Origin of the sequence: Saccharopolyspora rosea, from assembly GCF_025643595.1 — a bacterium.
Taxonomy (GTDB): domain Bacteria; phylum Actinomycetota; class Actinomycetes; order Mycobacteriales; family Pseudonocardiaceae; genus Saccharopolyspora; species Saccharopolyspora rosea.
In genome coordinates this window covers 3,091,515-3,103,198 of sequence record NZ_CP102826.1, presented here as the reverse complement: position 1 = coordinate 3,103,198, position 11,684 = coordinate 3,091,515, and the positions used below count along the sequence as shown (strand labels likewise).

15 protein-coding genes are annotated in these 11,684 nt (G+C 71.5%); 13 read left to right on the top strand and 2 right to left on the bottom strand.

Going from position 1 to position 11,684, the window contains the following annotated elements:
- The first annotated feature begins 80 nt into the window (after nt 1-80).
- From NV263_RS14390 to NV263_RS14330, 13 genes are all read left to right on the top strand, one after another.
- Nucleotides 81-605: a hypothetical protein gene (locus NV263_RS14390; RefSeq protein ID WP_263253732.1), complete on the top strand. Its 525-nt coding sequence runs from the start codon at nt 81-83 to the stop codon at nt 603-605.
- Between the two features lie 32 nt (nt 606-637).
- Nucleotides 638-1,780 (top strand): SRPBCC family protein, encoded by a 1,143-nt coding sequence (locus NV263_RS14385; protein WP_263253730.1) that lies wholly within the window; start codon nt 638-640, stop codon nt 1,778-1,780.
- Nucleotides 1,781-1,786: 6 nt separating this feature from the next.
- A complete protein-coding gene (gene gvpJ / locus NV263_RS14380; RefSeq protein WP_397545626.1) occupies nt 1,787-2,215 on the top strand; it encodes a gas vesicle protein GvpJ in 429 nt (142 codons plus the stop codon).
- Entirely contained in the window at nt 2,212-2,976 is a 765-nt protein-coding gene (locus NV263_RS14375) for a GvpL/GvpF family gas vesicle protein (protein ID WP_263253728.1), read from the top strand. Before gvpJ ends, NV263_RS14375 begins: the two co-directional genes overlap by 4 nt.
- Before the next feature lie 3 nt (nt 2,977-2,979).
- The gene (locus NV263_RS14370; protein WP_263253727.1) at nt 2,980-3,225 is read left to right on the top strand and encodes a gas vesicle protein GvpG; all 246 of its coding nucleotides are present in this window, start codon (nt 2,980-2,982) and stop codon (nt 3,223-3,225) included.
- Between the two features lie 6 nt (nt 3,226-3,231).
- Complete coding sequence (locus NV263_RS14365; protein ID WP_263253726.1) at nt 3,232-3,783, top strand: gas vesicle protein GvpO; 552 nt, start codon at nt 3,232-3,234, stop codon at nt 3,781-3,783.
- Between the two features lie 17 nt (nt 3,784-3,800).
- The gene (locus tag NV263_RS14360; RefSeq protein ID WP_263253725.1) at nt 3,801-4,178 is read left to right on the top strand and encodes a gas vesicle protein; all 378 of its coding nucleotides are present in this window, start codon (nt 3,801-3,803) and stop codon (nt 4,176-4,178) included.
- Complete coding sequence (locus NV263_RS14355; protein WP_263253724.1) at nt 4,171-4,950, top strand: GvpL/GvpF family gas vesicle protein; 780 nt, start codon at nt 4,171-4,173, stop codon at nt 4,948-4,950. The genes NV263_RS14360 and NV263_RS14355 overlap by 8 nt, the downstream gene beginning before the upstream one ends.
- Entirely contained in the window at nt 4,947-5,162 is a 216-nt protein-coding gene (locus tag NV263_RS14350) for a gas vesicle protein (RefSeq protein WP_263253722.1), read from the top strand. The genes NV263_RS14355 and NV263_RS14350 overlap by 4 nt, the downstream gene beginning before the upstream one ends.
- Nucleotides 5,155-5,487, top strand: a complete 333-nt coding sequence (locus NV263_RS14345; RefSeq protein WP_263253720.1) for a gas vesicle protein K — start codon at nt 5,155-5,157, stop codon at nt 5,485-5,487. Before NV263_RS14350 ends, NV263_RS14345 begins: the two co-directional genes overlap by 8 nt.
- 516 nt (nt 5,488-6,003) lie before the next feature.
- Entirely contained in the window at nt 6,004-6,360 is a 357-nt protein-coding gene (locus NV263_RS14340; protein WP_263253718.1) for a hypothetical protein, read from the top strand.
- 143 nt (nt 6,361-6,503) lie between these two features.
- A complete protein-coding gene (locus NV263_RS14335) occupies nt 6,504-7,646 on the top strand; it encodes a PLP-dependent cysteine synthase family protein (RefSeq protein ID WP_380758001.1) in 1,143 nt (380 codons plus the stop codon).
- Nucleotides 7,643-8,932 (top strand): MFS transporter, encoded by a 1,290-nt coding sequence (locus NV263_RS14330; protein WP_263254190.1) that lies wholly within the window; start codon nt 7,643-7,645, stop codon nt 8,930-8,932. The genes NV263_RS14335 and NV263_RS14330 overlap by 4 nt, the downstream gene beginning before the upstream one ends.
- Before the next feature lie 236 nt (nt 8,933-9,168).
- Here NV263_RS14330 and NV263_RS14325 read toward each other — a convergent pair whose 3' ends face one another.
- Nucleotides 9,169-10,833 carry an AMP-binding protein gene (locus NV263_RS14325; RefSeq protein WP_263253714.1) on the bottom strand — a complete coding sequence of 555 codons (1,665 nt, stop codon included), beginning with the start codon at nt 10,831-10,833 and terminating at the stop codon, nt 9,169-9,171.
- A 76-nt stretch (nt 10,834-10,909) separates the two neighbouring features.
- Nucleotides 10,910-11,671 (bottom strand): SDR family NAD(P)-dependent oxidoreductase, encoded by a 762-nt coding sequence (locus NV263_RS14320; RefSeq protein WP_263253712.1) that lies wholly within the window; start codon nt 11,669-11,671, stop codon nt 10,910-10,912.
- Nucleotides 11,672-11,684: the final 13 nt, after the last annotated feature.

The following is an 11,684-nucleotide window of genomic DNA, read 5'->3' as shown; positions in this document are numbered from 1 at the left end:
TTCACCGGAGCGTTCGCCGCGAGGGCGCCAGCGTCCGCGGGAGCGGTGGAGTGACCACCTCACCACGAGGAGGGTCGACGATGACCTCGGCACCTCGAATCGCGACAGCCGTCGCACTCGGTTACCTCCTGGGGCGCAGTCGCAAGATGAAGCTGGCGATCGCGGTGGGCGGCCTGCTGGTGGGACGCCGGATCACCACCGATCCGGTGGAGCTCCTGCGGCAGGCGAACAAGGCGCTCGCGGCCTCGCCCGAGCTGAACCGACTGCTCGGCGAAGCCCGGTCGCACCTGACCGACGCGGCCAAGGCCGCGGTGACCGCCGCGGCGGCCAACAAGATCGACGAACTCGGGGAAAGCCTCACCGAACGCGCCGGTCGCATCCGTTCCGGACGCGGCGGTGCGGGAGCGGTGCCCGAGCAGCGCGCCCAGGACCAGGACCAGGAGCAAGAGCAGGAGCAGGAGCAGACCGAGCCGTCCCGCTCCGAGTCGACGGCCTCGTCGGGTGGTGACTGCTCCGGACGCAACCGCCGACCGGCCCGCCGCAGCACCTCGACCGGGGAACCGGGCAGGCGCTCGACGCGGACGCGCGGCTCGTCCGACACGTGACGTCCTCACCTCCTCACCAGGAAGCGATGATCATGGCTGGATCGGAAGACCGGGCCGGGGGCACCGGCCTGCTGGAGGAACTTCCGCTGGACGACCTCAAGGGCGCCGTGCAGGACCTGGCGCTGGCAGTGGTGGAGCGCGCCTTGGGCGGCGTCACCGGGAAACTGCAGAACGTCACCGGAAGGCTCACCGACTACGCGGAGAACGGTGGCACCGGGTTGGTGGAGGCGATCACCGGCGGCAGCGGCGTCGGCTCGTTGCTCAAGCCGCTGGCGGGCGCCGGGGGCAAGCTCAAGGACGCCGGGCTCGGTGCGGTCAAGGACGCCGGGCTGGGCGCGGTCAAGAACGCCGGGATCGGCGCGGTCAAGAACGCCGGGATCGGCGCGGTCAAGAACGCCGGGATCGGCGCGGTCAAGAACGTGGCCAAGAACGCCCTGTCGAGCGGCGACGCCGGGCAGACCGGCAAGGCCGCGCGGGTCACCAACATCATCGAGCACATCGACGTCGGGGTGCCCGTCCGGACCGCCTACGACCAGTGGACGCTGTTCGAGGAATTCCCCTCCTTCACCAGGAAGGTCCAGAACGTCGAGCAGCAGTCCGACGAACGCCTCAAGTGGGAGGCGAAGATCTTCCTGTCGAACCGCAGCTGGGTAGCGACGATCGACGAGCAGGTCCCGGACGAGCGGATCGTCTGGCGCTCCGAAGCGCCCAAGGGGTACCCGGACGGCACCGTCACCTTCCACGAACTCGGTCCCGAAATGACGCGGATCCTGCTGGTGATCGAGTACCACCCGCAGGGATTCCTGGAGAAGACCGCGAACCTGTGGCGGGCGCAGGGCAGGCGGGTCCGGTCCGACCTGCGGCACTTCCAACGCCACGTCATGCGCCAGACGATCCTGGAGGCGGACGAGTTGCAGGGCTGGCGCGGCGAGATCCGCGACGGCGAGGTGGTCAAGACCCACGACGACGCCGTCCGCGAGGAGAAGGAACGCGGCGAGTCGGAGTCGGCGGACTACGCCGAGCAGGACGAGGGCTATGACGAGGACGAGTACGGCGAGGAATCCGACGAGGACGAGTACGGCGAAGAATCCGAGCACGACGAGGAATCCGAACGCGACGAGGACGAGCAGGGCGACTACGAGGCGGCCGGGCAGCGGTCGAGGGGGAGCAGGTGACGGCACGTGACTGTGGCAACCAACGACCAGCAGGGCGGCCAGAGCGCCGTCTCGCGGCAGCAGGCGAGCAGCCTCGCCGACGTCGTGGACCTCATCCTGGAGAAGGGGCTCGTGATCGACGCGTTCGCGCGCGTCTCGCTGGTCGGCATCGAACTGGTCACCATCGACGCCCGCGTCGTGGTCGCGAGCGTGGACACCTACCTGCGGTTCGCCGATGCCACGAACCGGCTCGACCTGCACGAGAAGGGCGGCAAGGACCTGCCCGAGCTCGTGGAAGGCGTGACCGAGGGCGCGAGCCAGGCGGGGGCCGCGGGCAAGACCAAGGGAATGATCGACGCCGCCAAGGACAAGTTCAACGAGTTCCGCGGTGAGGACGAGCGCGAGACCGAGCCCGCGCGACCCGGCCACGGCTCCCGGAAGGAGCGGCGGCGATGAGCGCCGAGCCGGGCGAGCAGGTCGTCGAACGCGGCCTCTACGTGTACGGGGTGGTCCCGCTCCGGGAATCGCTGCCCGAGCAGCTGCCCGCTGTCGGCGGCGAGACCGAAGTGGAACTGGTCTCGCACGGCGAGTTGTCCGCGCTGGTCAGCGACCTGGAGATCAACCGCCCGTTGGGCACGCCGGAGGACCTGCTGGTGCACGAACGGGTCCTGGACACGCTCGCCTCCGAGACCGAGGTGCTGCCGATGCGCTTCGGCGCGGTGGTCAGCGATGCCGCCGCGGTGGCCGAGGAACTGCTGGAACCCCACCAGGAACGCTTCCGCTCGGTGCTGTCCCAGCTCGAAGGCAAGGTCCAGTTCGCGGTGCGGGGCACCTACATCGAGCAGGCCCACCTGCGGGAGGTCGTGCTAGAGGACCCCGAGATCGCCGAGCTCCGGGAACGCCTGCGAGGTGTGGATCCGACCGCGGCCTACGACGACCGGGTGCGGCTCGGCGAACTGGTGCACGCCGCGGTGTCGGCCAAGCGCGCCGAGGACGCGCGCTGCTTGGTCGACGCGGTGGCTTCGGATGCGCGCAGCTCGCTGATCCACGAGGTCGCCGGCGAGGACGAGGCGTTGTCCGTGTCCTTCCTCGTCGACCGCGACCACATCGCGGAGTTCGAAGACGCCGTGGAACGACAGGGCCGGCAATGGCGGGAACGGATCGGGATGCGGCTGATCGGCCCGCTGGCACCGTACGACTTCCTCCCCGGAGTGTGAAACATGGGACTGATCAGCAGCCTCGTCACGTGGCCGTTGAAGCCGGTGCACGCCGCGGTGTGGATCGCCGAGCAGCTGAAGCGGTCCGCGGAGCAGGAGTACTACGACCCGGCGGTGGTGCGCGACCAGCTGACGAAGGTCGAGCGGGCGCACACCGCGGGCGAGATCACCGACGAGGAGCGGGACGAACTGCAGAAGGCGTTGCTGAACCGCCTTCTGGAGGCGCAGAACCGCTCGGGGAAGACGTGATGCCGGGTGTCCGGTGATCCCGAGGCCCGGGGAGAACGGCCGCGACGCCGCCCGGACGGTGACGTCCGCCGCCCGTCCCGCGGGCGCGCGCCGGAGGAACGCGGCGAACGGGAATCCCGCGAGCGGACCCGGACACCGCGGAAGCGTTCGGAGCGCGCCGAACGGGACCGGCCGGAACGGGACGAGCGGGAACGCTCCGAGCGCGACGAGCAGGAGCGGTCGCAGCCCGCCGACCGGGAGGTCGCGGAGCGCGAGGAGAGCTCAGCGGCGGAGGACTCCGCGGCGCGCCGCAGCGGGACGTCGCTGCGCGCCAACGAGGCGGCCCGGCTCGCGGTGCGCCAGGTGCGGGAGCTCACCGGCCGCGACGCCGAGGGCGTCACGGCGCTGGAGCGGTCCGCCGACGGTTGGCGGGTCGGGGTGGAAGTGGTGGAAAGCCACCGGGTTCCGGACAGCACGGACGTGATGGCCGTGTACGAGGCGGAGCTGGACGAGACCGGCGAGCTGGTGTCCTACCGCAGGGTCAGCCGGTACGCGAGGGGGCACGGCGACGCGGAGTGATCGAGGAGGACGCCTGAATGACCGATCCGTACGGCGGCCGGGTTCCCGACCGGTACGAGCGGGGCGGTGCTCCCGCCCGGCCGGAGGCGGCGAACCTGGCCGACATCCTGGAACGGGTGCTGGACAAGGGGATCGTCCTCGCCGGCGACATCCGGGTGAACCTGCTCGACATCGAACTGCTCACCATCAAGCTGCGACTCGTCGTGGCCTCGGTGGAGCGGGCCCGCGAGATGGGCATCGACTGGTGGGAGCACGATCCGACGCTGTCGTCCGGGCACCACGAACTCGCCGAGGAGAACCGGCGGTTGCAGCGGCGGGTCCGGGAACTGGAGTCCGGCGAACGGCCGCAGGACGACGCGCTCGCCGACGAGCAGGAGGAACGCGACCGTGGCTGAACCGCTGACCTACGTCTACGCGGTCGTCCACCGGTCGGCCGGCGGCCCGCCGCCCGGCTCGCAGGGCTTCGGCGGCGCCGAGCTGCGCCGGGTGGAGCACGGCGAACTCGCGGCCGTGGCCAGCGACGTCGCCGAGGACGAGTTCGGCGAGTCGGCGCTGCGCCGGAACCTGGAGGACGTCGACTGGCTGAACAGCACCGCGCGCACCCACAACCAGGGCGTCGAGGCGGTCGCCGAGGAGGCGGCCGTGGTCCCGATGGGGCGGGCGACGGTGTTCTACGGCGACGACCGGGTGCGCGCCTGCCTCGCCGAACGCGCCGAGCTGTTCGGCGAGCTGCTCGACCAGGTCGCCGGGCGCACGGAGTGGGGTGTCAAGGCGTACGCCGAGCTCACCGCTGCCGAAGAACGCGAACCCGCGGGAACGGCGGGCACCGGCCGTCCCGGCGCGACGTACCTGCGCCGGGTGCGCGAGCGCCGGGACACCGCGGAACGGGCGAAGCAGGACGCGGTGCGGCAGGCGGGCGAGGTCCACGCGGCGCTGGCCGGGCTCGCCGCGCAGGCCCGCACGCACCGGCCGCAGAGCCGCGAGCTGGCGGGATACCGCGGCGTGATGGTGCTCAACGGCGCGTACCTCGTCGACGGCACCCGCGACGAGGAGTTCACCGGGGCGGTGCACGAACTCGCCCGCGAGCACACCGCGCTGCGGCTGGAACTCACCGGACCGTGGCCGCCGTACTCGTTCGCGACCGTCCAGCACGAGGGGGAAACGTGACCACCGGTGACCGCGAACCCGGCGTGGTCGAGCTGCGCGGCCCCCGCGACGTCGCGCTGGTCGACCTGCTCGACCGGTTGCTGGCCGGCGGCGTGGTGATCACCGGTGACGTGACGATCTCGCTGGCCGAGGTCGACCTGGTGCGGGTCTCGCTGCGGGCGATCATCAGCTCGGTGCAACGGGCGGCGGAGCAGGAGGGCTGCGATGGCTGAGCCCGCGGACCGGCCGAGCCGGTTGCCGGACCGGATCGAGACCGACGCCGAGTCGGTGCGGCGGGACCTGGTGCGCCTGGTGCTGACGGTCGTGGAGCTGATCCGCCAGCTGATGGAACGGCAGGCGTTGCGCCGCGTCGAGGACGAGGACCTCTCCGAGGAGCAGGTCGAGGAACTGGGCCTGGCCCTGATGAAACTGGCCCAGGCGATGCAGGAGCTCAAGGACCACTTCGGGTTCACCAGCGAGGACCTGAACATCGACCTCGGCCCGCTCGGTCCGCTGCTGCCCGAGGACCCGGCGGGAACCGACGACGGCCCCCGGTGACCGGGTCCTGCGCGGACACGTGCGCTGCGAGCCGGACCCGTGCCGCGGGACGGCGGGGTGGACCGGGTCGGGGCACCGCCGCGGACGCGCGTGTCCCGTCGTTCAGTCCCGCGCGCACTCCCCCTGGTCCTCGCGCGCTGCCGCGGGCGCGGTCCCGAGGCGGTCCGCCACCCCGCGGCGGCGAGGGCGAGCAGAGCGACCCCGCACACCGCCGACACCGGCAGGCTCACCTCGTCCGCGCCGCTCAGCGTCGCCGGCGAGTACCCGCCGAACGCGGCCACCTCCGGGATCAACGTGAGCCCCCCGAACGCCTGCACCGCCAGCTCGGCGGTGCAGGGTCCACAGTAGAGTCCCTGTTCGGCCAAAACCCGCTTTCAGCAAGGGTGAGCACTCGTCGAACTCTCGGATTGCCGAGATCCAGCGGCACCCGGCCGACGACGTCCTGGCACGGTTGTCACCGTGCGCGTTTCGCCGATCACCGTTCGCCGCCGCTCTGCGCGTCGCCTGTGCCTCGCTGTGCTCGCACTGGCTTCGCTGCTCGCGGCGAACGCGATGATCTGCGGAGACCACGCCCGCGCCGCGCAACGCCCCAGCCCGCCGGCGAGCGTCAACGTCGTCACCACTTCCGGCTCGCACGGCCAGGACCAGGACAACTGCGGAGATGCGGAGCACGGGCCGACGGACCCGCACTGCATGGCCTCCTCCCGGGACCTGGCGGCGGTCGTGCCCGCGGTCGTCGGCGACGACGTCGTGACCACGGCCGACACGCCGTTCGCGCAGGCTCGACGTCCGCATTCGCCCTGGTGTTCCCGGCCTGTGCTGCCGCCGAGCGGGCGCGAGGTCCTCGTCCGCTCGTGCGTCTCGCGCACGTGATCGTCCCTCCCGTTCTCTCCGGAACCAACCGGTAAGCACCGCCGGCTCGGGTCGCTTCGACTCGGGACCGGTGCTGTCTCCCACCCGCTTGCGCTCGCACGCGGTGAACTTCTCTTCGCGAGGGACTACCCGACATGGAACTGTTGCTCCCGCATGCCCAGAAAGACGCCGAATTCGTCCCTGCCAACGATTCCGGCTTCGGCCGGGTTCGCGCGCACGGAATCGACACGACGGTCGGCAACACCCCGGTCCTGTGGATCGACGAACCGTTCAACCCGCTCGGCACCGGTTTCTGGGCCAAGCTCGAAGGCCACAACCCGGGCGGCATGAAGGACAGGCCCGCGCTGCACATGGTCGAACGCGCGCGACAGCGCGGTGACCTCCAGCCAGGTGGGCTGATCGTGGAGTCGACCAGCGGCACGCTCGGCCTCGGTCTGGCGCTGGCGGGCATCACCCACGAACACCCGGTCACGCTGGTGACCGACCCCGGGCTGGAACCGATGATGCGGCGGATGCTGCGCGCCTACGGCGCCCTCGTCGACGTCGTCGCCGAACCGCATCCGACCGGGGGTTGGCAGCAGGCCCGCCGGCAGCGGGTGCACGAGCTGCTCGCCGCCAATCCCGGTTCGTTCTGCCCCGACCAGTACAACAACCCCGACAACGTCGCGGGCTACTCCTCGCTCGCGCTCGAATTGGTCACCCAACTGCGCAGGATCGACGTTCTCGTGTGCTCCGTGGGCACCGGCGGACATTCCGCCGGTGTGACGCGGGTGCTCCGGAACTTCAACCCCGACATGCGGCTGATCGGTGTGGACACCGTCGGGTCGACCATTTTCGGGCAACCGGCGCGGAAGCGGCTCATGCGCGGGCTCGGTTCCAGCATCTACCCGCGCAACATCGACTACGGCGCGTTCGACGAGGTCCACTGGGTCGGCCCGGCCGAGGCGGTCTGGGCCGCCCGGCGGCTCGCGGCCGCCACCTACGCCAGCGGCGGCTGGAGCGTGGGAGCCGTCGGCCTGGTCGCGGGCTGGGCAGCCCGCCGGGTCGGCCGCAGCACCCGTGTCGCGGCGATATTCCCGGACGGTCCGCAGCGGTACTTCGACACGCTCTACAACGACGAGTACTGCCACCGCAACGATCTGCTGGACGTCGAACCGCCGACCGAGCCCGACGTCGTCGCCCACGCCCGAGAACGCGAAGTCACCCGGTGGACGCGGTGCACCGACGTCTCCGCGCCCGCAGCGGCTTCGCCCGCGACGACCACGACCGCAGGGGGTGCGCGTTGATCCGGACGGTTCGCCAGTACCGGTCGTTCGACCGGACGGTGCGGCTGCTGGTGCTCAACCAGTTCACCATCAACCTCGGCTTCTACATGCTCATCCCGTACCTGGCGGCGCACCTGTCCGGCGGGCTCGGGCTGGCGACGTGGATCGTCGGGTTGATCCTCGGGGTGCGGAACTTCTCCCAGCAGGGGATGTTCCTGATCGGCGGCACGCTCGCCGACCGGTTCGGGTACAAGCCGCTGATCATCGCGGGCTGCCTGCTGCGCACGATCGGTTTCGCCCTGCTGGGCGTGGCGAATTCGGTTCCGGCTCTGGTGGTCGCGTCAGCGGCGACCGGGTTCGCCGGGGCGCTGTTCAACCCGGCGGTGCGCGCCTACCTGGCGCACGACGCGGGTGAACGACGCGTCGAGGCGTTCGCGTTGTTCAACGTCTTCTACCAGACCGGGATCCTGCTCGGCCCGTTGGTGGGCCTGGTGCTCACCGGGGTGGCCTTCCAGGCGACCTGCTTCGTCGCCGCGGCCATCTTCGCGGTCCTGACCGTCCTGCAGGCTCGCGCCCTACCGCAGCGCGCGGCCGGCCGGGGCGGTCCGAGTGCGTCCTCGGTGCTGTCGGACTGGCGGACGGTCGTCTCCCACGGTTCGTTCGTCATGTTCTCGATCGCGATGATCGGTTCGTACGTCCTATCCTACCAGGTCTACCTGGCGCTGCCGCTGGAGGCGCGACGGCTGGCCGGGCCCGGCCTGCCCGGCACCGCCGCGGTCGCGGCGCTGTTCGCGGTCTCCGGTGTGCTCGCGCTCGTCGGCCAGCTCCGCATCACCGCGTGGTGCAAGCGGCGGTGGGGCCCCGGTCGATGCCTCACCAGCGGCCTGCTGCTGATGGGATCGGCGTTCGTCCCGCCACTGCTCACCGCCGCCACTCCCCTGCCTGCGGCGGGGATCTCGGCCGGCGAGCTCGTCGTGCGGATCGCACCGCTCGTGCTGTCGGCGAGCTTGCTCTCGCTCGGCCAGGTCATCGTGTTCCCGTTCGAAATGGACACGATCGTCTCGCTGTCCGGGAACCGGATGGTCGCGACGTACTACGGCCTCTACAACACGGTGTGCGGCATCGGCATCATGCTCGGGAACCTGGTCACCGGCAGCGCGCTGGACGTCGCTCGCTCGTCGGGCCTGTCCATGCTCCCGTGGCTGGCCATGGCCGCTCTCGGTCTCGTGTGCGCCGCCGGTGTCAGCGCGCTCGACCGGGCCGACCGCCTGTCGCCGGAACCGCAGGTCGCGGCAGCGCGCAGCTGACCCGAAGGCGGACCGGGACCGCGCACCGGTGCCGGCACGGGATTGCCGGCCCGTCGTCGCCATGTGCGCTCGGCCGAGCGCACATGGCGACGACGAGTCCACAACGGACTCCGCGACCGGAAGTCCTTCACCGGGCGCGCTCGGCCGATCGGTGCCACCAGCGCCGGAAGTCGTGGTCCGCCCTCCCCGCCTCGTCGAGGTGGTGGGACGGGAAAGTCCACATGGGACTCCTGTCGCTAGGGCAGGAAGCGCAAGCGGCCGTTCGCGGCGAACTGCTCGCGCAGCCGCCGCTTGTCCTCGTCGGTCATCGGCGCGTACGACGGCTCGCCCCGGTCGGCCCACCAGTGCACGTCGTCGGTGGTGCGCCAGCCGTCGGCCCGCATCTCCTTCTTGCGGAGCTTGTTCGAGCCGGTCGCGGGCAACTGGTGCGACACGCGGATGTAGCGCGGAACCCCCTTGGTGCCCAGGTCCTCCTGCCCGGCGAGGAAGTCCGCCATGGCGAGGTCGTCGAAGCGCACCCGCTCGGGGATTTCGATGGCCGCCATCACCTGGTCACCGGAACGCGGGTCGGGAACCGCGAAGGCGGCGGCCGCCACGACGTCGGGGTGGCGGCGCAGGACCCGCTCGATCAGCAGCGCGGAGATGTTCTCCCCGTCCACCCGGATCCAGTCGCCCGCTCGACCTGCGAAGTACAGGTAGCCGGCCTGGTCGACGTATCCGAGGTCGGCGGTCCAGTACCAGCCGTGGCGGACCCGTTCGGCGTTGGCCTCCGGGTCGTTGTAGTAGCCCTCGAACTTCGCGGCGCCCTCGGTGTCGACGATCTCGCCGATGGCTTCTTCGGCGTTGCGCACCCGGCCGTGCTCGTCCAGCGCCGCCCGCGGGCACGTTTCGAGGGTCCGCGGGTCGACGACGCGGACGCCCGCGTGGGCGGGCACTCCCATCGCCGCCGGCGGCCCGTCCGGCGTCCGGTCGACCATCCCGGCGCTCTCGCTGGATCCGTAGCCCTCGTACAGCGTCGCCCCGAAGCGGCGCTTGAACTCGATCCGGTCCTCCGGGGACGCCTCGGTGCCGAAGCCGTGCGTGAGCGGGTTGTCCGCGTCGTCCGGCCGCTCCGGCTGGCCGAGGACGTAGCCGAGCGCCTTGCCGACGTAGGTGAAGTAGGTCGCGCCGTAGTGGCGCACGTCCCGCAGGAAGCCCGACGCCGTGAACTTCGGTGCGAGCGCCACGCATGCTCCGGCGAGCAGCGCAGGCGCCCACAGGGCCATCAGCGCGTTGCCGTGGAACAGCGGCATGCAGCAGTAGCAGACGTCGTCGCGGCCGATGCGGTACTTCGCGGTGTTCTGCCGAGCCAGCCTCGCGAGGCGTCCCTGGGAGCAGATCGCCGCCTTCGACGCGCCGGTGGTCCCGGAGGTGAACAACAGCAGCATCCGGGTCGAGGCCGTGACCGACGGATCCCGGATGGGCTCGGCCGGCAGCGTCGCCAACTGCGCGGCGTACTCCGCCGAATCCACGAGCAGGACGCGGTCCCGCGCCACGCCGATGTCCAGACCTCCGAGGATCTCCCATCCCGCCGCATCGGTCACCACCAGCTGGAGGTCGGTGCGGCGCACCTCCTCCTCCAGCGCAGCGCCGCGGCGGGTCGGGTTGATGCCCACCACCGCCGCACCGCTGAGCGCGGCCGCGCCCAGCCAGAGCACGAACTCCGGGACGTTGTCGAGGAGGATCCCGACGTGGAACGGGCGATCCTCGGCGCGCAACCGCCGGAGCCGGCCGGCGCGGACCGCGCTGTCGGCGACCACCTCGTCCCAGGTCCAGGTCCGCTCCCGCGAACGGAGTCCCGGCCGCTGGTCACCGATCCGGTCGAGCAGCAGATCGGCGATGGTGTCCCGGCGTTCGGTCATCGGCCCTCCCGGTTCAGCGGACGTGGTCGGCCCGGGGTGTCCCGGGCCGCGGGGCGGAAGCGACGAGACCGCCGGGTCAGCCGAAGAACGCCTGTCCGCCGTCCAGCGGGACGGTCGCTCCGGTCAGGTAGCGCATGTCCGGGCCGACCAGGGCGACGACGGCCCGGCCGATGTCCGCCTCGCACTCACCGATCCGCCCGAGCGGGATGGACGCGGCGAATGCGGCGGCCTCCTCCGGGTTGGCCTCGATCCAGGACTCCAGACCCGGGGAGAGCGCGTGGGGCGCGATCGAGTTCGCGCGGATCCCGTCGCGGCCCCACTCCACCGCCGCGGTCCTGGTGAGCGAGCGGACGGCCTGCTTGGCCGCGGCGTACGCACCGAAGGTCGTGGGATCCCAGCGCACCATCGCGGAGGAGACGAGGTTGACGATCGAACCGCCGCCGTTGGCCTTCAGGTGCGGGTGGCATGCCTTCATGAACGCGAACGTGGCGAACGGCGCGGTCCGGAACCCCCGCTGGAAGTCGTCGTCGCTCATCGACAGCAGCGGCCCGAAGGCGCCCGCGTAGGCGTTGTTGACCAGGATGTCGACACCGCCCGTGCTGCGCACGACCCGCTCCACGAGGGGCGGGATGGCGGCGGTGTCCGCCACGTCGACCGTGAACGGTTCGGCCCTGGCGCCGCGTTCCCGGATCAACGCGCAGGTGTCCTGCAACTTCGCCTCGGTGCGGCCGACCACCGCCACGGACGCGCCCGCGTCCGCCAGGGCGAGCGCGATGCCCCGCCCGACGCCTTGTCCTGCTCCGGTGACGAGCGCGACCTGCCCCTGCAACGTCCCCATGCGGTGCCTTCCC